Annotated in this window: 12 protein-coding genes and 1 tRNA gene; 2 read left to right on the top strand and 11 right to left on the bottom strand. The window is 33.1% G+C overall.

The genetic code is table 11. The features are described 5' to 3' along the window. Window positions 1-166: 166 nt before the first annotated feature. The 5 genes from Q1A73_RS11875 to Q1A73_RS11855 form a co-directional block, all read right to left on the bottom strand. Complete coding sequence (locus Q1A73_RS11875) at window positions 167-1435, bottom strand: hemolysin family protein (RefSeq protein WP_299605737.1); 1269 nt, start codon at window positions 1433-1435, stop codon at window positions 167-169. A 209-nt stretch (window positions 1436-1644) separates the two neighbouring features. Continuing rightward, window positions 1645-2202 carry an LPS export ABC transporter periplasmic protein LptC gene (lptC, locus tag Q1A73_RS11870; RefSeq protein WP_299605735.1) on the bottom strand — a complete coding sequence of 186 codons (558 nt, stop codon included), beginning with the start codon at window positions 2200-2202 and terminating at the stop codon, window positions 1645-1647. Further along, window positions 2202-3572, bottom strand: a complete 1371-nt coding sequence (locus tag Q1A73_RS11865) for a tetratricopeptide repeat protein (protein ID WP_299605732.1) — start codon at window positions 3570-3572, stop codon at window positions 2202-2204. The genes lptC and Q1A73_RS11865 overlap by 1 nt, the downstream gene beginning before the upstream one ends. Window positions 3573-3588: 16 nt before the next feature. Continuing rightward, window positions 3589-4836, bottom strand: coding sequence for a hypothetical protein (locus tag Q1A73_RS11860; protein WP_299605729.1), 1248 nt, complete (start codon window positions 4834-4836; stop codon window positions 3589-3591). Further along, window positions 4833-5564: a type III pantothenate kinase gene (locus Q1A73_RS11855; RefSeq protein ID WP_299605727.1), complete on the bottom strand. Its 732-nt coding sequence runs from the start codon at window positions 5562-5564 to the stop codon at window positions 4833-4835. The genes Q1A73_RS11860 and Q1A73_RS11855 overlap by 4 nt, the downstream gene beginning before the upstream one ends. 205 nt (window positions 5565-5769) lie before the next feature. Between Q1A73_RS11855 and Q1A73_RS11850 the strand changes: the two genes are divergently transcribed. Further along, window positions 5770-5842, top strand: a tRNA-Phe gene (locus Q1A73_RS11850). Window positions 5843-5980: 138 nt separating this feature from the next. Next, window positions 5981-6871, top strand: a complete 891-nt coding sequence (locus Q1A73_RS11845) for a phosphatase PAP2 family protein (RefSeq protein ID WP_299605724.1) — start codon at window positions 5981-5983, stop codon at window positions 6869-6871. Between the two features lie 36 nt (window positions 6872-6907). On the opposite strand, the gene Q1A73_RS11840 is transcribed toward Q1A73_RS11845, so the two are convergent. From Q1A73_RS11840 to Q1A73_RS11815, 6 genes are all read right to left on the bottom strand, one after another. Then, on the bottom strand, window positions 6908-7810 hold the full coding sequence (locus Q1A73_RS11840) for a GyrI-like domain-containing protein (RefSeq protein WP_299605721.1): 903 nt from the start codon (window positions 7808-7810) through the stop codon (window positions 6908-6910). Window position 7811: 1 nt separating this feature from the next. Continuing rightward, on the bottom strand, window positions 7812-9209 hold the full coding sequence (locus Q1A73_RS11835) for a vanadium-dependent haloperoxidase (RefSeq protein WP_299605718.1): 1398 nt from the start codon (window positions 9207-9209) through the stop codon (window positions 7812-7814). Next, window positions 9196-12459, bottom strand: coding sequence for a VCBS repeat-containing protein (locus Q1A73_RS11830; RefSeq protein WP_299605716.1), 3264 nt, complete (start codon window positions 12457-12459; stop codon window positions 9196-9198). Before Q1A73_RS11830 ends, Q1A73_RS11835 begins: the two co-directional genes overlap by 14 nt. A gap of 22 nt (window positions 12460-12481) precedes the next feature. Beyond that, on the bottom strand, window positions 12482-15790 hold the full coding sequence (locus Q1A73_RS11825; protein WP_299605713.1) for a VCBS repeat-containing protein: 3309 nt from the start codon (window positions 15788-15790) through the stop codon (window positions 12482-12484). 1 nt (window position 15791) lies between these two features. Beyond that, window positions 15792-19064: a VCBS repeat-containing protein gene (locus Q1A73_RS11820; protein WP_299605710.1), complete on the bottom strand. Its 3273-nt coding sequence runs from the start codon at window positions 19062-19064 to the stop codon at window positions 15792-15794. A 131-nt stretch (window positions 19065-19195) separates the two neighbouring features. Continuing rightward, window positions 19196-20734 carry a RagB/SusD family nutrient uptake outer membrane protein gene (locus tag Q1A73_RS11815; RefSeq protein WP_299605707.1) on the bottom strand — a complete coding sequence of 513 codons (1539 nt, stop codon included), beginning with the start codon at window positions 20732-20734 and terminating at the stop codon, window positions 19196-19198. Window positions 20735-20737: the final 3 nt, after the last annotated feature.

Here is a 20737-nt window from a genome sequence, read left to right as displayed (position 1 = left end):
TTACCGTAAAAAATTACAGATTAATCCCACAAAAAACATAGCTCAATTAACTGATTTTAAAATATATAACAAATAAAAAAGGAGTCATCAACTGGAACAAGCTTTCTGAATAAAAAAAAGAAAAGTTACATGATTTTTACACCAGAGGAATTTTGTTTTATAGAAATCAGTCTTCTTCCTTAAGCTTTAATTCTACGATTTCTATTTTGGTATTAGAAGTTTCTATAATATTTACCGTTACCGAGTCGATATTCACAACATCACCTTGCTCTGGAATTTCTTCTGTATGATTTACGATCATTCCACCTAACGTTTCATAATATTCACTTTCAGGTAGATTTAGTTTATAAGTTTCATTAATATAATCTACTTCCATTCTAGCCGAGAAACGATAATGATTTTCTGCCAATTTATCTTCTATCAAATCTACAGAATCGTGCTCATCCTCTATTTCTCCAAAAAGTTCTTCTACGATATCTTCTACCGTAATAATCCCGCTAGTACCTCCATATTCATCTATAACTACAGCTACACTCTTATGTTTTTTAGTAAGCAAATTTAAAACATCCTTTACGTACATGGTTTCAGGCACAAATACTACAGGAAGTAAAATAGATCTGATTGACTTCGGCTTTTTAAACAGTTCAAATGAATGCATATATCCTATGATATCATCAATAGTATTATTATATACCAATATCTTAGACAATCCCGTATCAATGAACAGCTGGGTTACTTCTTCTAATGGTCTTGACTTCTCTATCGCAATAATCTCGGTTCTAGGAATCATTACCTCTCTGGACTTTACATCTGAAAAATCGAGCGCATTTTGAAAAATTTGAATTTCACTATCTATTTCATCATGTTCCTCTACAGTTTCCATTTGCTCTGTAATATAATCTCCAAGCTCAGTTTTGGTGAAAGCAAGTTGTACCTCATCACCGTCAGTTTTCAAGAACTTTTTTAAAACAAAGTCAGAAATCCAAATAACAAAAGAGGAAATAAACCAAAAGATCACATAAAAAAAATAGGCTGGCACAGCAAACACCTTTAATAAGGTATTGGCATAGATCTGAAAAAAAACCTTTGGTAAAAACTCTGCTGTGACTAATATTACAAAAGTAGATATAATTGTCTGTAGCAATAAATTAACACTTCCTGCCAAATCCGGATAATACCCTTTTATGAATCCCATTAACAGCTCTCCCATGTAGAATCCATAAACTACCAGTGCAATGTTATTACCCACTAACATGGTAGCAATAAATTTGGAAGGTTTTTTTGTTAATCGAGATAAAATCGTAGCAAGAAAACCATCTTGTTTTTTTTCTATCTCGATATGAATCTTATTCGAAGACACATAAGCAATCTCCATCCCAGAAAAAAAGGCAGAGAGAATAACAGAAAGTACAATTACAACAATTTGTAGCTCCATTATTTGTTATCCTGGTTACTATTGGCATCAATTCTTTTACGGAAATTTCTCTTAAAGAAGAACATAAAAACAGCTACTCCAGCGAAACAGAGATACAAAATACTTCTACTATCTTGTTGCCCCCATTCCTCATATGCTTGAAATAGAAAAAAACAAGTAATAGCTAGATAAGCAAATTCAAAAAATCTAAAAATTTTCATCATATTCATTTACTCTTCGATGAACATTATTCCTTCATTAATGCGAGAATTCAATATAGTAAAATCCTGATTAGCATCAAAACCATCTGCTTCATTGACAGTTCCATCTGGGAGTATACTTTTATAAGGCTGATCTGTAAAAACCCAGTTAATGCTCTGATCCCAATATAACTGTTTAGCCATAAGATGAGTGCTATCTGCTGTTTTAATATCTACATTTCCTCGCATATCGATAAGCCCCGTTTCTTTGTAAAATATAGCATAATCAGATGTCACTACACTTACTTTCCCTTCTTTATCAATAATATCTAATACAACACCTTCAGGAAATTCTTGATATGGAAAATCCTTGTTCGTGTAATCTTTTACTTTAGGAGTTCTAAGAATTGCTGTAAGCCTACCTGAATCGGTATATTTAAGATTAAGCTCAAAACCTTCTGCTATGGGCGCATCATCATCAATACGATATGAATTCGTTTGGGACGTTTTAGATTGACATGAAAAAAACAATGTCACAGCAAAAGCTGTGACAAGGTTTCCTAATATATATAAAATTCTCTTTTGCATTATAGTTTCGGTACCTTAACCGTTTCTCCGATCCAACATCCAATCTTTACAGACTTAATCTCTGGATTATTAAAGATATCCGTTTTGGAAGGTGCTTTTGCTCTATAATTTGCGGCAGTTCCTGCAGCAGTTTTCTTTAAACTAGCATCAACTTTTCCTGCTTTTAAAGCATATCGCTCTGCTAACCAATATACCGCTCTTTTGCTAAATACATCAGTACCACAGTCGTTAGCACTCTTTGCAACCATATTTGCTATTTTTAAATACGCTTGTCCTAAAGAAGGCTTGTTAGCTAGTGCTTTCTTATAATTAGCTCTCGCTTTACTGTAGCTACCTTTTTTTCTGTACACCTCAGCAATCTTGTAATATACTTTTGCTTTATCACTTGCTTTGGTTTCTAACTGAGCAGACTGATTATAATATTCTAACGCTTTAGAAGTATTTTTATCCTTAAGCGCAAGTATTCCTAGGTAAAGCGCTGACTTAGCAGATGGATCTGCTTTGTGTAATGCCTCCACCATTTTGAAAAACAATGGATCATCAGTACATTCTTTTGCAGACATTCTGCTTGCAGCACTTTTTAACCAGTTAATATCATTTTTCTTACTATCAAATTGTCCATTATATAAAGGAATCAAGTTTTTACAATCTGCAAGTTCTCCAAGCTTCTGATTAACTCCTGCTTTAACCTTACTGTAATTATTAAGGATTTTATCGTACGTTTTTAATCTTTTCTTTTCTTTACTAGAAAGAGCAGCTCCAGATTCTTCTTTTTCCGTTAATTCAGAAACTATTTTCGCTTTATTACTTTCTTCATCCTCAATTTTTTCGATTACATCATCATATAAATCGAACACATCCTGAAGTTCTTTCTTTCCAGCAGCCTGAAGCTCTACTAATAAATAAAAGTAGGTATACACCTTTTTAGGACTAGAAAAGTTCTTTTTATCCTCTGTCCAAGCTTTATTGAACTCGGCAAACTGACTTTCCTTAGTACCAATATTATTATCATACATGATCTGACCAATATCAGAATGCATATCTCCTAATTCCACTTTTGCTGGAAAATATTGTTGACGCTCTTTCCACAAAGCAATCATTTCATTTGCAATAGCTGTTTTATCAGCACCAGTTGCCTTTTTATATTTTGCTTCTAACAATTTTTTTCCGAATTGGAAAGTAGCAACACTGTGCGTAGGGCATTCTTTTCTTACTTTCCATAAAGGTGCTTCTGCAGCCTCCCAATTTTTTACTTTAGCATGCTCATAGGCTATAGAAGCCGTAGTTGCACAGTCTGTAGCCTGTGCACTTACACTAGAAGTGCCTAGAACTAATCCTGCTGCTATCGTAAATAAAACTTTAGTATTCATAGCTGTATAATTGTAGTTAATTAAATTTCACTTTTCTAAACCATCTATCATTTAGTGATAAACTTAATGATAGATTAAAGAACTCTTCTCGCACTAATCCAGCGTCTGTTGTTCCGCGTGTACCGAACTCAAAACCTACATTAGCATTTGAGAATAAGTTTCCTACTGGTAGACCTACTCCAAAAGATATGCCAAACTCATTAATCGCTTGTCCATTAATATTCAACCCAGTCTCTTCATATCTCAATCCTGTACGGTAAACTATCCTGTTCAGATAACTAGTAAGGGAGTTATATTTTGGAATATAATAACCTCCTAATCTAAATTTTGATGCATTTTCGTAAACCACATTATCCGCAGTAAAAGATCTATTATCAAAATCTTTAGCATCCAAATAAGTATACTCTGCCCCTACAAACCATTTTTTAGGTTCTCCTATTCCTGCGCCAAATTTCAATTCTGCTGGAAGATCAAGATCCCTATCTTCTACTTCCAAGTCCTGTCTTTCCACAACCAATTCAGATCCATTAGTTAATATCTGTATCGTAGCAAGCTCAATAGAATTTTCTGAAGCTAGCTTAAATGATGGAGTAGATACAAAAGATGTTGTTAACTCCAGTTTTTCGGTAAGCAGTCGCTTGTAGACCAAACCAAAAGATAAACTTACTCCAGAAAGATCGGAATTATCAATCTCTCTGGTATCAAATTGCAACTCGGGACGTCTCAGAATAGCTTTATTCTCAATGTTTCCAAAGTTATAATTAATATCTAAACCAACACTTAAATTCTCGTTAACTTTAAAACCTGTAGCTATGAACACTTTATTCAAGCCTCCGGTTCCAAAAAACTGACTTTCAGAACCATCACTATTAAAAGTGTTTGTTTGATATCCTACCGAACTTACTGGAAGTACCCCAAAACCAAAACCAAATCTTCCTGCTGGGATTCCGATTGCTAGATAATCTAAAGATGCATTATCCTTGTAAGAATCGTCTCCTGCAGCATTATCTAAGTTTAATCCATTATAATTAGCTCCTAACGTATACGTAGTTAGCCTCAACTCTCCATAAGATGCTGGATTCTGAAGATTTAAGTGAATACTATCTGCAAGTATACCCAATCCTCCCATCGATTTATTTTCCACTGTCCCCTTGAACTTCTGTAATCCTACACCATAAAAAGAATAGGGCGACGATGTTCCTTCTTGAGCATTAGATACACCGGTAATTACTACCAAAACAACTACTAAAATCTTTTTTATCATTGACTATTATTAAAAGCTAAAATGTAATTTAGTCCCTCCAATAAAAAATTAGAGGTGGCAAATATGCTATTTTTTAATCTTTTAGACAAAAAATGTGCATCTCCACCGGTTAAAATAACTGTTAAATCAGGGTAAGTGTTGCAATATTCGGCAATTGCTCCTTCAATTTCGTATAAAATACCATTTACAACACCTGAATGAATTGACTGATTTGTACTATCCCCTATATGATTTTTTGGTACCTCTAGACTTAATAATGGTAATTTTGAAGTGTAGTTATTGAGACTAGCATATCGTAATCCAATCCCAGGTGCGATTGCCCCTCCAAGATAGCATTCGTCTTTATTTTTAAAATCATAGGTAATACAAGTACCAGCATCTATAATCAATGTATCCTTTTTAGGAAACTGACAAACCGCTGCTGCCACTAGAGCTAATCTGTCTACGCCCAACGTTGTTGGAGTAGCATATAAATTCTGGAAAGGCATCTTTAAAGTATGATCCAAAATAAGAGTATTAAACTTATTTTTTAAAAATGCTATTTCTTTTTCTTGAAAATTAGCCACAGAAGATAAAATAGCTTTATTTATAGATGAATAGTCTTGATGTAATTTCTCAATACACTTCTGAAAATCATTCAATTTCAGATTTTCCCTATGTATCATTATGTCTTTTTCAAAAACACCTACTTTTATAGATGTGTTTCCTACATCAATCACTAAATTCATGTATGTATTTTTTATAGTACATTGTAATCAGACATTTTTATCGGAAGCCAAATATTTTTTCTAAGAATATTCTTCCCTCACATCTTCTAGATTACAGCGGATTACGAGTTTATTTTATAAGTTTGCAAAAATACGAAACGATTTTTTTAATTTTTTCTTTTGAGTATTAAAAAAAGCGTTCTATATTTGCATCCGCTTACAGCAAGGTGCCTTAGCTCAGTTGGTAGAGCAAAGGACTGAAAATCCTTGTGTCCCTGGTTCGATTCCTGGAGGCACCACCTTGAAAACCCGAACAACTTCGTTCGGGTTTTTTTTGATCCTTATCAAACTTCGTTAACCAATAATGAACAAGCAATTCTGAATATTTAGTCCTTCTTTGCCAATAAGTTATTATTTTTGTTTACAAACCTCATAGTATGCAACGCTTATACACTTTATCCCATTGTATCCTCTTATTTATATTTTCAACAAGTATTTTTTCCCAAGAACAACTAGATACGTCTAAAGAAAAAGATTCTATCTCCTCTAATACTGAAGAATCCGCTTTAGAAATGACTCGCTGGCAAATGCTTAAATATGATGGTGTTTCCGCATTTGGAGGAATAACCAATGCATATACTCAACCTTTGAGATGGAAAGGAAAAGATTGGGCTACATTTGGTGGTATTGTTGCGGGATCTGCCCTAATTTATTTAATTGATGAACCTGCTAATGATTTTTTCACTGATCAGGAAGAAGATATTCCAGGCTTTGTTAAAGAAGCCGGATTCCGCTTTGGAAAACCTCTAGTAAATTATGGATTAACTACAGGAATATATGCCTTTGGACTTATTACAAAAAATGAAAAAGTTAGAAAAACAGGAGTATTACTAATTGCCTCTGCCACCGCAGGAGGAATTATACAAACTGTAAGCAAAACTCTTGCTGGTCGTGCCAGACCTTATACTGGAAAAGGCAAAGATGCATTCAAATTTTATAGTAGCGAAGCAGACTATCACTCTTTCCCTTCTGGGCATGCTATATTGTCTTTTACCACAGCATATGCGATAGGAAAACAATTTGAAAACCCTTATGTTAGAGGCGGTATTTATGCACTTGGACTCGTTTCTCCTGTTTCTAGATTATGGGCAGGAGCGCATTGGTTAACTGATGTCACTCTCGGCATTGTATTAAGTGTTGTTATGGTAGATGGTATTGATAATTATCTGAACAGAAAGCAACGTTACGCTTATAACAACAAAAAAAATAAAATTAAATGGGATCTTGCGATCGGGCCTGGACAACTAGGAGTAATTGGTAAGTTCTAAAAAATTAATAATAGAAAATTCTCACTCAATTCTTTTTTATTTTAAAGGCATAAAAATTTCGGCTTTCCATTTCGAAGCATCTCCTTCTTGCATCGGATTGTTATAAAATATCTCTAAAGGTTTTTTTTCAATAAGAATATTTCTTCTTTTGGCATATTCCATAATAGCGAACCATGCTTGATCGCTATGTCTATAGTTGCCATAAAACGTTGCTTTTATAGCTTTTTGAGTAGCTACTTTAGCATACTTAATGATAGAACTAACTGGTAACGAGTCCTTATACTTTATTGGAAACCCAAAATCAAATTGAATCTTATCATTTATTTCATTCCATTCTTTAACTTTTACAAATGGTAAACCATTTATTTTCAAATTGTTTTCCTTTATTTTAGGAAAAATATCTGCATTAGTTCTTAGCATCATTCCGGCTTTACCAGATCGATTAGCATTAGAAGAAATATAGAGATATTCAAGCACTGGTATTTCCGATTCACCTTCAATTTTTATTCTAAAAGTTTTAGCAAAATTATTTAAACCTTTCCCAAATTTTTTAAATTCTTTTTTTAGTGACCTTGTAAAAATAGTTTCTCCAGTAAGAATACTTAGCCGATTCATCAAAGATTGATTTTCTAAAAAAACTCCTACTTTTATCTTTGATATTGAATCATTCACACTTGTTATATCCCATTTCAAATTTAAAATAGTATCAGGTAGATTCACCTTTTGCTTTATTTCTTTATACAATACAGTATCTACAGTAGTAATATTTTTGGCTTTTAAATCCTTACCCCAAGATTCCCATCCTACGATCTGATGATATATACTCCCTGGAGTTCCTTTGGCCGTAAAAGTAATCTGATAGTCATATTCTTTAATAAATAAATACCATATCCCCAATACCATCAGAATAGTAAAACAGAAAATAATAACTTTCTTCATTCTAATTTGCACTTACCACTTCAGAATTTGGAGTATTCATTTTTAACTTATCAATTACAAAAGCTCCTAAAGAACGCCCTTGATCCAATCCTAAATCAATAGCAGCTCTGTAATGAATTCCTCCATACAATCTACTAATCGCTGCTTCATCTGCTGCCTGATTAAAAGAAGTAAAAGAACGTACTGGCAGTCCATACTGAAGTTCAGTATCATCCTCAAAACCAAAATTATCTCCAAAAATATTGGTTAATACAGTAGATGCAGCTCCTGATACTACGGAATGTCCACTAGTATATTCAGGAAACGGAGGCGTTTGTAAAACAGGAGTCCAGTTCTCATCGATATGCTGATTTATTAATGTTTCCGGACGAATTAGATTACTTCTATATTTCTCATCCCAGCAACTTATAAAGGCATCTGCAATGGCGATGGATGTTTTGGTATAAGCAAAAACAGTTTTTGCAAAATCAGAATTTGTTTTTTTACAAGCTATTTTACATATTCCAATCCAATGTGCTCCAGGCGTAATCTTTTTAGTAGCAAACATTAAATGTCCTTTATGGGTTGACACGTAAGGATTACAATCCCAAAACTGCGCTATTTCTAATTTCTCAGACTTTTCACCTTCTTCTTTAATAAGATTTCCTACTTCATAGGTTTCCATCAATTCTTTATAAAAAGGCGTGTCCTTTTCCAAAGAGAAATCAGGATATCTTGCAGGTTTAAACTGTGAGGATGAATCTATAATCGAAGGTCTAATTTTTTTCCAATGCGGTTCTATTCCATCCATATAGTCTGGTGGAGTAGGTTGCCATCTCGACGGATCCTCGGTATTTACAGAAAACTTTGGCATTGTTCTAGTTTGCGCATAATTATCGGTGGCATACCAAGTTTTTATATGTTCTGCAACTTTTAATCCATACTCTTTAGAATCATTGAACATTTTTTCATTTTGAAGTTGCCATGAATTATACAAGCTATCTCTATACACTTCAACTCTATCCTCTGAAAAAAGCAATGATTTTCCTACTTCTAAATACGCTACCAAAGCCGCTATTTTATGATTTACGCTTTTTGTAGTGTCGATAGCTGGAACTGATTTCAAATCATGCAACTGGTTAGATAAGGTTTTATAATCTCCTCCTTCTTGGCTAATCACTTCATAAGCAGCAATATTGGAATAGTTATATATTCTACTGGCTACTGGTGGCGAGAAAATATCATGCACCATAACTTCAGTAATCTTATCTACTGCCTTATGATAATCATCAGCAGTAATTTGAATCTCTTTTTCTTCTTTTTGACAAGAGTTTAAAAGCATTACAGAAGAAACGAATACAAATATCTTCATACTTTTTAATAGATTACCTATTCTTATAGATTCATCAAAGTATCTCATAAACCTCTGCTTTTTCATTGTTTAGTGTGATGAGCAAATAATCCTTATTTGCAAAATTAATAATATTTAGCCCTCTTACTGATTTCTGACTCAAATTAATCCCCAATTCTGAAGCCTTTACCACAGTATTACCTTCTTGCAATACAGCTCCTGCAAATGCATCAAATCTACCATGATATGGAATCACTCCAAAATAATTTCCAGCCAATAAAACTTCTTGTTTTCCATCTTTATCAAAATCAAATTTTAACATGGACATTATAGGAGCTAATTGAAGTTCATTTTCGAAAGGCACAAAAGAAAACTTACCGTTATCATTTCTAAGATATCCTGATGCAAGTTGATGCACATAAAATGATTTAGCTTTTTCTAAAACATCCTCTCCAAAAATCTCTTCTACCGTTTTTCCTGCGAAACTAGTATATGTTGTAAATTTTTTCTTCAGAAAATTTAATTGACTTGATAATTCATCCAAACCTAATGCTGTATAATATTTTCCCTCCTTAGGTAATGCTAAAATTGTTTCTGTGGTGCTGTTATTATCAAAATCAGCATAATACATTTTTAAAGGGTTTTCTGATGATGCATTTAGTTTTGTATTTAATCCAAAATTTCCGAGTACATAATCCCTATCACCATCATCATCAATATCGAAATCAATAATGGATTGCCATAAACCATTTAGCTTTTGTTGATACATACTGTTTGTTACATCTACCAAATCACCATTCGTATTCTTAAAAAAATGTGGTGACATCCATTCTCCAACGACAATTAAATCTTTTATACCATCATTATCAAAGTCACTCCAAACAGCATCAGTTATCATTCCTACTTCTTGTAAACTGTTGTTTGGTTTTATACTGAAACTCCCTTGTTGGTTAATAAGCAAATAGGAATTTGGTATTTTTCCAAAGTCATTAGAAACCGAATACCCTCCAATAAATATATCCAAATCTCCATCTCCATCTACATCATTAATTTTTATCACCGATTCATGATCAAATAATTCAGGGAAATCTGTTTTTGACAATCCTGTATCTGAATTTAAATATAATCGATCTATTAGCTCTTTAGAGTTTCCATAAAACTCGCCTCCTGCAGAAGAAACGAGAAGATCATTTTTAGTATCTCCATTTACATCAGCAATAATTGCAACTACATCTTCTTTCTTTTTATCTTTTTCTAAAATTTCTGATTGTTGCTCTTCAAAACCTGTATCGTTTTGCAAGTATATTTTTGAAGGTTCCAACTTAGAACTACCAAAGAAGACATCATCTTTTCCATCTCCATTCAAGTCCCCTATTGAAGTTGCTGGCCCTCGATCAGAAATCTTATAAGGAATGAGTTTTTGACGATTAAAATCCGTATAATTATTTTCTTTATGCTCATAATTTAATCCAGGAACTGAATCAATTTTTCGGAACCATTTTTTAGTCTTTGGAAATAAATTCTCATAATCAACCCCAATTCTTTTGTACACCAATCTAATAGTCAGACTTTGGTTAGTTGCAATATTTTCAGCGATTTGAATTGTGTTATCTGGCCATATAATTTTCAACGAGTCTATGGTGGCTATGGTATCGTATCCAAAATGGACTATAGGTTCTGAAGAAGACTGAAACCCCTTAGACGTAAATAATTGTTTGTATTGCGCAATACCTTTATGATAAGATATTACTTTAGTTCCAATTCCAAATTTATTATTGTCTTTAAAATTGAATTTAAGCTTTAAAAAATTGGATTTTTGATCTGTTGTATTTTTGTAGAAAGAAACCGGTGCATTAATATTATTAGTGACAATATCCAGATCTCCATCATTATCAAAATCTGCATAAGCACTTCCTGTAGAAGCCGTATTTTCTTGTGGTAACCAGCTGGAAGATTCATTGGAAAAAGTAATTCCTTTATCTCCACGAAACATATAATTTGGCACCTCGCCTGACGGCATAATATTCAGAGCATCATTATCTACCAATTTATTGGCATTTAGCTTCTCCTGAATCTTCTCGTTAGAAATATATTTTATGTAATCTAAATCATTTGGTCTTTTAGGAATCCCATTGGATATAAAAATGTCTTGTTCTCCATCTTGATCATAATCTGCAAACAAGGCTGACCAACTCCAATCTGTAGCTGCAACTCCACTAAGTAAAGCCGTTTCTTCAAAATGATCTTCTCTATTAACCTGAAGCATATTTCTGGCGTACTGATAATGGTATCCGAGTCTTTTAATTCGCATCTGAAGCATATCTACCGTTTCGTCTCCCGCTGAAGCTTTTAATACTGTTTCATCTTCTGGAGTCATATCTAAAGTCATAATATCAGTAAATCCATCATGATTTATATCTGCTACATCGCTACCCATAGAGAATCGGCTTGTATGACCGAAGTTTTTCTTTAATGACTCCGTAAAAGTTCCATTTCCATTGTTTAGATAATAATAATCGTCTTCATGAAAATCGTTACTTACATAAATATCTGTATACCCATCATTATTAAAATCGGCAGTAGCTACTCCAAGTCCATACCCATTTCCCCCTCCAAAAATACCCGCCTCTTCACTAACATCTGTAAACACTTCTCCATCATTGCGCAATAACTTATCTCCACTCTCATTACTCCTTTTATTTCTAAGCTTTGCACTACCAAACGAATTCTGTGTATGCACTGCATGGTTAAGCAAATACATATCTAAATCTCCATCATTATCATAATCGAAAAAAGTTGCAGATGTAGTGTAATTCTCAAAATCTAATTTATAGGAAGCTGCTTTTTCGGTAAATGTATTATCACCGTTATTAATGAACAGTTCGTTTTTTCCTTTTAAACCCTGTAAACCAACAACAGCACAAACATATATATCTAAATATCCATCTCCATTAATGTCTGCCATTACTGTTCCTGTATTCCAATCAGAGTTTCCCGCAACTCCTGCCGCATCTGTTATATCCTCGAACTGAAAATTTCCTTTGTTCAAATACAACTTGTTATTTCCTTGATTGGCTGTAAAAAACACATCTGGCAAATCATCTTTATTTATATCTCCAACTGCTACACCAGCTCCATTATAGTAATAAAGATAATCTAAGATATTAAGCTTATCGGTTGGGTTTAATGTATTCTGAAATGTAACATTTGTAGTTTTCGAAGTCATTTTTTCAAATAAACTACTTTGCTCAATTTGTTGCTTTTTACATGCAAACAAAAACGATAATCCGAATACTAATATGAATACTTTATTGGTCATCTCCTGAATTCGAATCTAGAACTTATTTTGTGTTTATTTTAAAAAGCTTTGGCATTTGGTTATTAACCCCAACTAGTAGATACTTTTCTCCAGATTTATTTTTCATCCATCGCATCGCTCTTACCTCATCCTCTACCAAAAATCCAGTATTTTGTTGATTGGTAAAACTTCCATTTTTGTTTCCAAATAAAACATTACCCCGACTTGCATCTAATCTTGAAAACTGAGGTTTAAAATTGTAATTATTACCTGCTAAAATAAGATCTAAAAAACCATCATTATTAATATCCTCTGTTTCTATATCACAGACACAGGATAATTGTACTTCTTTTGGTAATTCTTTGATTTTAAAAGACAAATCTCCCTCGTTATAAGCGATCAAACTTGAAAAATTGTTTACAATTTTTACTGTCGAACTTTCTAAAATCTCTTTTGAAAAAAGTTCATCAATAGCTTTAGTCGCGTATTCTGAAAACTTCAGGTTTTGCTTTTTCAATACATTTATTTGTCCTGTAATCTCCTTTTTTAGATGAATCGGAATATCCTTACCATTGATTGTTTGGGTAACAATTTGTTCTACTGTTCCATTATTATCAAAGTCATTGATATACATCTTAGTTGGATTTTCTTCATCACTTTGGTAAATAGAATTTAAACCTCTATTTCCTAATACAAGATCGATATCCCCATCCTTATCTATATCTGTTGCTTCAACAGTATTAAACCAACCCGAAATTTTATCTAAATCAGTAGCAGCTACGGTTAAATTCTGACCATCATTTATCAGTATCTTAGGAGACATCCATTCACCTACTAAAACCAAATCTTTTTTACCATCTTTATTGACATCCTGCCAACTTGCATCTGTAATCATTCCAATAGTTTTGATGTCAGCCGCTTTTGCACTTGTGATATCTACAAAGTTTCCGTTTCCATCATTTTCTAAAAGGTAACTTTCCGGGGAAACACCATATACTCCGATAACACTATGACTTCCAACAAAAATATCTATATCTCCATCCTGATCGTAATCATACGCTTTTAAAACAGAAATGTTAGTATTTGTAGGCTTAATCACATTACCTCTAGAGAAATTTCCGTTCCCATCATTTATATAACTTCTAACTCCAGTTCTAGCTCCTTTAAAATTACCTCCTGATCCTATCACCAAATCCAAATCTTTATCTCCGTCAATATCTTCAAAAATAGCTGTAACATCCTCAAAAAACTCCTCGGTTTCAAATTGAGTTTCTTTTAGTTTTCCAGAAGTGTTTTGAGTATACAACTTTCCTTTTTGACCATAGGCTCCTCCAATAAACACATCATCATTCCCATCATTATTTACATCTGCAATGGCTAAAGCAGGGCCTTCTCTAGATTGCATCTTATAGATCAACCCTTCATAATCAAAATCTACATATGGATCTTCTTTATGCGCATTAAGACTATGCGATATTTCGACAAAATAAGGATTTTCTTTTTTAGAAACATATTGAAATTGCTGATCGGCATCCTTATAATTTAGGTTTATTTGTTTATTCAGAGCTACTTGATCCAATAATTGTGATTTCCCATCTGGATAAATAACTCGTAGTGAATCTATTTTATCACTCTCTCCAATTCCAATGGTCATTATATAGTCTATCGAAGATTGAAAACCTCGAGTAGGTATTAGCTCTTGCCTAATTACCTGATTATTGAAATACGCCTCTACAACACTTCCAATAGCAAAGGTGTTTTTCTCACTTCCAGAGACTTTAATTTTCAAATAGTTATTCCCTTTTTGCTGACTATTATTTTCATAGATTCCGACTGGCATATTTAGATTATTAACTACCAGATCTAAATCTCCGTCATTATCCAAATCTCCATAGGCTGAACCATTAGAAAAAGTTGGTTCATCAAAACCCCATTTTTCTGTAACATCTGTAAAACTTAAATCTCCATTGTTTTTAAACGAATAATTAGGTATTGGCGTAGAGGGCATTTTATTAATGATAGAGTCCACTTCCTCTTTTTTACCTGTCAATGTCATCTTTTGTATGATATCATTCGCAAAAAAGTTCATAAAATCTTGATCTGTAAGATCATGGTAAATCCCGTTGCTTACATAGATATCTCGATAACCGTCATTATCCATATCAAACAACAAAGCTCCCCAACTCCAATCTGTTTTAGCAACACCGCTGTAAAAAGCTATTTCAGAAAAAGTATTATCTCCATTATTGAGCTGAAGAGAATTCTGCATATATTGATTATAGAAGTCCCTACTTTTCTTCAATTTATACACATCATAACTCTCAAAAGAACTTGTTTCTTTTAATCGTTTATCATCTTCCGGAAGCATATCGGTCACAAAAATTTCAGGACGCCCATCGTTGTTAATATCCGCCATATCCGCTCCCATCGAGGAAAGACTAAGATGTTTTACCCAATCTTTAATTTCTTCATTAAAAGTTCCATTTCCTTGATTTATGTATAGATAATCTCTTTCATAGAAATCATTAGACACATAAATATCAGGAAGAAGATCTTCATTAACATCTCCTATAGTAACCCCTAATCCAAACCCAATAAGACTACCTAATATCCCAGCTTCTTCACTCACATCTGTAAACATTCCATCATCATTTCTTAATAGCTTGTCTCCTCCTCCCTTTAGAATTTCCGGAATATCCCAGTCTTTTGCTCTTAAATTTCTTTTATTTACATACCCTAAACTACTTACAGGAATAAAGCTGTTATTAAGAATATACACATCTAAGTCTCCATCCTTATCATAATCAAAAAAAGCTGCATGCGTAGTAAAACCACTATCGGCAAGGTTATAATCTTCTGCTCTTTCTGTAAACGTTAAATCACCATTATTAATAAAAAGCTCATTCTTTTGATCATCACCTTCTACATTTCCTGCATTACAAACATAAATATCCAACAAACCATCCGCATTAATATCTACCATCACTACTCCTGTAGACCAAGCATTTTTTCCCATTGTTTTTGATGATTTTGAAATATCTTCAAAAACAAAATCACCTTTGTTTAAATACAGTTTGTTTTCTTGTTTATTTGCTGTAAGGTAGATATCGGGTAAGCCATCATTATTAATATCCCCAATCGCGACTCCTCCGCCATTATAAAAATTCCTATAAGTAAAAATGTTCAGGTTTTTCTCATTATCTACTTCATTAATAAAATGAATATTCGTTTTCTGTGGAGTAAGTTTATTAAATAAGGTTTCTTTTTTTGCAATAATATTTTCCTTCTCCAGATTTTCTTTACAGGAAAAAAGAAGAACTATAAGAAGTGTACTATATAAAAGTTTATTCATGTTACTTATATGTCTTTTTTACAAGTTGAATACTATCATTATTAATTCCAAATAAAACATATTCCTCACCTTTTATTTGGATTGATTTAATCGATCGTACAGCTCCATCAATCTTCAAACCTGAATTTTTAACGCTATCAAAACCTCCTTTTTTATTATTGATTAAAATGGTACCATAAGAGCCATCTAATCTACTCAATTGTGTACTGATCTCATAGCTATTCCCTCCAAGAAATATATCTGGATACTGGTCATTATTGATGTCTTTTACTAAGATATCATGAACTGAAGAAATTTGGGTTTCCCAAGGAAGCTCTTTTGCCGAAAAGTTAAGGTTTCCTTTGTTTTCAAAATAAGTGGTTTTCAATGTAAAAACTTGTTTCTTTTGAGCAGTTTCAATTTTCTCTTTCGAAAAATAATCTTCAAACTTAGCTTCTGCAAAAGCATGATATGACAAAAACCTCTTGTTTAACTGAGGAATTTGTTTCGTAAGCTCATCTTTAGTGGCAATTGGAGTCTCCTTACCTTGATAAAAATAAGTAACAATAGGATCTATTTTTTGATTATCATCGAAATCAGCTAAGTAAAGTTGTAAAGGTTCATTTTCTGATGCTTTTAATCTACTATTTAACCCCCAATTACCAGCTATAATATCCATATCACCATCATTATCCATATCTTCTATTGCAATACAATTCCACCAACCATTTGTTTTTTGTAATGACTGATTTTCATCCTTTACTAAGTTTCCTTCTTTATCATTCATGAAAATGGAAATTGGCATGTAGTGACCTACAACAATCAAATCTTGATAATCATCCTGGTTGATATCAACAAATTTAGCATCATAAATTTGCCCGATGGTCTCTAAATCCTTAGATAATTCTAATGTATGATCTATAAAATTACCTTTACCATCATTTAAAAATAAGTAGTTCTTTGGTATCTTACCGTAATGTCCAGGAATACTATTGCTTCCTATAAAAATATCTTTATCACCATCTTTATCAATATCAGCAGTTATAACAACAGAGGCGTTTATTTTTATATTTTGAAAAGAGCTCTGACTTACCTTAAATTTCCCTTTATCGTTTAAAAACAATATAGGACCCGACTCATATCCTTCGTAATTTTCATTTCCTGCGTATACTGTAATAAGGTCTAAATCTCCATCTGCATCTGCATCAAAAAAGTGTTGACTTACATCTTCATACTTTTTATATAACTCAACATCTTCTTGCTTTGATTTATTAAATTCTCCTAACGCATTCTGAAGAAATAGTGAACCGGATCTAAACTTACCTCCAGGAATAAAAATATCATCTAACTGATCATTATTTACATCTACAACTGATACATGAGGACCTTCATTAGATATAGCATAGGGTGCCAGAGGCTCAACGCTAAAATCTTTAGTTTCATAATCCTGATGTTTAAACTTAATTAAGGATTCACTTTTCGCGAAAATTTTGGAATCTCTATCATCAAGTACAACAGAATCTAATGATTGATCTTGAAGCAAGTAGTTGACAGCGTTTATCTTTATATTCTTGTGTACTGATAAATTCCCGTTAGGCCATCTAATCTGAATGGAATCAACCTTGGTATGATTCTCTATTCCAAAATGTAATATGCTAGAAACAGACGATAAATAACCTCTTGTTGGGTTTATACTCGCTACTTGTAATTCATTGTTTATAAACAGTGTAGCTTTGGCTCCGATGGCATGTAAATTCTGCCCTATGCCTTTTAATTTTAGTTTGACATAATTGTGTTTTGTCAATTCATCCGAATGGTTTTCATAAACGAAAGCAACATCATCTATATTGTTAGTTACAATATCCAGATCTCCATCATTATCTAAATCTGTAAAAACAGCTCCGTTACTATACGAGGGTATATTTTCTGACCAGTCAGCGGAAACGTTTTTAAAAGTTAAATCACTATTATTACTATAAAAATAATTAGTTGTTTTTTTACTAGGTAGCTCATCGATTAATGCTAAATCTTCCTTTGTCATCCCTTCTTCAATGCGCCTTTGAATATTTTCATTAGCGATAAAACTAATAAAATCCATATCATTAGTCGCTCCTTTGATACCATTAGAGATAAAAATGTCTTTATAACCATCATTATTTAAATCTACCATTAAGGGTGACCAACTCCATTCGGTTGCGGCAATACCAGAAAAAAAGGCTATCTCACTAAAAGTATTCTCTCCTCTATTAAGTTGTAATGCATTTTGCATATACTGAGGTTGATATCCGTTTTTAAGATATTGATTATAGACTGTAAAGCCATATTCAGTACCAGATGACTTATACGTAGCTAAATCTTCAGGCAACATATCTAAAGATAAAATATCAAACAAACCATCATTGTTAACGTCTGCAATATCCGTTCCCATAGAAAAATGTGAAGTATGCTGAATGATATTGTGTTCCGAATTAATTACTTCTTTAAATGTCCCATTCTTTTGATTAATATATAAGTAATCATTTTCAAAAAAATCATTACCAACATAAATATCGGGATAGCCATCATCATTTATATCATCTGTAATTATACCTAAACCGTACCCTATAGATCCCTGAAAAATTCCTGCTTCAGCAGAAACATCATGATATGTCCCATCATCATTTCTATACAACCTATCTCCCGACAAAGAATCAACCTGCTTTCTTTTAGAGCCTCTACCGTAAGCACGATTAGGATGAACAGAGTGATTTAAAAGATACATATCTAAATCACCATCTAGATCATAATCAAAAAAACTTACTTGTGTAGAAAAGCTTGAAATATCAAGCTTATATTTTGACGCTTCATCTTTAAAAAAAGGAACACTATCTTTATCTAATCCTTGATTTATAAACAACCTGTTTTTTCCAAATATACCTCTGTAATTACCAACTTTACATACATAAATATCCTGTAAACCATCATTATTGATATCTACTACAGTAACACCTGTGGACCAACCTTCTTTATCGGCTAAAACTTCTGAGTTAATTTTTTTGAATTGAAAATGTTTTTGATTCAGATATAGGTGATTTTCTTCTTGATTGGATACAAAATATAGGTCTTCCCAACCATCATTGTTAAAATCACCTGCTGCTACTCCAGCCCCATTATAAAAATAAAGGTATCTAAGAATATTAAGGTCTGGTGATTTTTTTAACTTATTTTGGAAAGTAATACCCGTTTCTTCTTTTGAAATCAGTTCAAAAAGATATGTTTCTTTTTTATCCTTTTTACAAGAAATCAAAAGATTCATAAAAAGCAGGCTAAGTATTATATTTCTTGTGTAATGAATCAATTATTATTAGATAAGCGAAAAATATGAATTAGTAGAGCCCTTCAAGGAATGAAGGGCTCTACTCTAACAAATCTTAGCAATTTAATATGTTAGTAACCAGGATTTTGTGTTAAATTAGGATTAGAAATAAGTGCACCTGCAGGAATCGGGAATAATACTCTAAAGTCTTCAGTATTACTTTTTAATCCCCAAGCTTCGGTAAACTTACCAAAACGAATTTGGTCATTACGTCTCCAGAATTCTTTATACAACTCTCTTCCTCTCTCATCTAGAATGTCTTGTTCTGTTAATGAACCTAAACTATTAGTAGTATTTCGAATAGATCTTAGTTCATTTACCATTGCTAGCGCATCATCACCGGAAGAACCTCCTCTAAATATTGCTTCTGCTTTCATTAAGTGAGCATCCGCGTATCTAAATACAATCTCATGGTTCGTAAAAGCACCATTATCAGGGTGATATTTAATCGTTCTAATACCTCTATTCTCATCATTCCCAAGTAAACCAGCAAAATCTCTAGTAAAATTAAGCGGTTGTCCTGGTCTATCTGTTAATGGATCACCATTTTCATCATACTGTTGTCCTACTAAGAAACCAAAACCAATACCTTGGAAAGAACCATCTGTTGGAACGAAACCTCTTCTTTCTTCTTGACCACTTCCTGGAATATTAATATTTGGATCTCCTTCAAAAAGGTCATAAAACTCAGCAAGAGTAGAGAAACCATTCCATCCACCTCCACCATTACCTTCGGCGTTTTGGTTATAATGCAATCCATTCCAAATTCTATTACCTACACCTGTTTCTGCAAACCAAATAGTTTCGTTATCTACGTCTTCTTTAAAGATATCAAAATAACCTGCTTGTAACGCAAAACCATCAGCTGCGATAGCATCTACCGCATTCACCACAGCGGTCATATCTGCTGCATCGGGTGTACCTGATCCATTATAAATATGTTTATTTAATAACACCTTTGCTAATAAATAATTCCCTGCTGCTCTAGAAGCTCTATTTGTGGAAGCACTTGGCCCTATCACTGGTAAATCAGGAATAGCTTCATTTAAATCCGTAAGTACAAAATCTAATGCTTCTGCTCTTGTAAACACTCTAGGATCAATTTCTGGACCTTCATCTGGCTCTCTAAATGGTACTTGACCATACATATCCATAATCCAGAACATACTGAATGCTCTTAAAAACTTGGCTTGTGCAAGCTGCGCCGCATCAGCACCACTTCTTGAATCAATAATTTCAGTTGTATTGAAAACGTTGGTATTCATGTTATTCCAATTATTCAATACAAATGGGTGGATCGCACTCCATGTATGCTCGTGTAAATTTCTCCACAATCCATTATCACCCCAGTCAGTTCCTCTTGTAGGTACTAATAACTCATCTGAAGTAACCTCATTCAATGCGTATAAATCTGCTTGATTTCCTAATTGTCCATATATAGAATTGTAAACATTAGTAATCGCGGCATCTACATCTCCAACTCCAGAAAATTCACCGGTTAGATTTTCGATCACCGAATCAGTGGGCTCTATCTCCAAATCAGTACAGGAGACTAATAGCATTATTGAGAATAATGCCGATAATCCAATTTTAAATTTCTTTTCTTTCATAAT

This window comes from uncultured Aquimarina sp. (assembly GCF_947492115.1).
Lineage (GTDB): Bacteria > Bacteroidota > Bacteroidia > Flavobacteriales > Flavobacteriaceae > Aquimarina.
This window is presented reverse-complemented; position numbering and strand designations above follow the sequence as displayed.

Excerpts from the sequence above, each read along its gene's own strand:
- Q1A73_RS11875 (WP_299605737.1), bottom strand. The coding sequence starts at position 1,435 with ATGGAGCTACAAATTGTTGTAATTGTACTTTCTGTTATTCTCTCTGCC.
- lptC (WP_299605735.1), bottom strand. The coding sequence starts at position 2,202 with ATGCAAAAGAGAATTTTATATATATTAGGAAACCTTGTCACAGCTTTT.
- Q1A73_RS11865 (WP_299605732.1), bottom strand. The coding sequence starts at position 3,572 with ATGAATACTAAAGTTTTATTTACGATAGCAGCAGGATTAGTTCTAGGC.
- Q1A73_RS11860 (WP_299605729.1), bottom strand. The coding sequence starts at position 4,836 with ATGATAAAAAAGATTTTAGTAGTTGTTTTGGTAGTAATTACCGGTGTA.
- Q1A73_RS11855 (WP_299605727.1), bottom strand. The coding sequence starts at position 5,564 with ATGAATTTAGTGATTGATGTAGGAAACACATCTATAAAAGTAGGTGTT.
- Q1A73_RS11845 (WP_299605724.1), top strand. The coding sequence starts at position 5,981 with ATGCAACGCTTATACACTTTATCCCATTGTATCCTCTTATTTATATTT.
- Q1A73_RS11840 (WP_299605721.1), bottom strand. The coding sequence starts at position 7,810 with ATGAAGAAAGTTATTATTTTCTGTTTTACTATTCTGATGGTATTGGGG.
- Q1A73_RS11835 (WP_299605718.1), bottom strand. The coding sequence starts at position 9,209 with ATGAGATACTTTGATGAATCTATAAGAATAGGTAATCTATTAAAAAGT.
- Q1A73_RS11830 (WP_299605716.1), bottom strand. The coding sequence starts at position 12,459 with ATGACCAATAAAGTATTCATATTAGTATTCGGATTATCGTTTTTGTTT.
- Q1A73_RS11825 (WP_299605713.1), bottom strand. The coding sequence starts at position 15,790 with ATGAATAAACTTTTATATAGTACACTTCTTATAGTTCTTCTTTTTTCC.
- Q1A73_RS11820 (WP_299605710.1), bottom strand. The coding sequence starts at position 19,064 with ATGAATCTTTTGATTTCTTGTAAAAAGGATAAAAAAGAAACATATCTT.
- Q1A73_RS11815 (WP_299605707.1), bottom strand. The coding sequence starts at position 20,734 with ATGAAAGAAAAGAAATTTAAAATTGGATTATCGGCATTATTCTCAATA.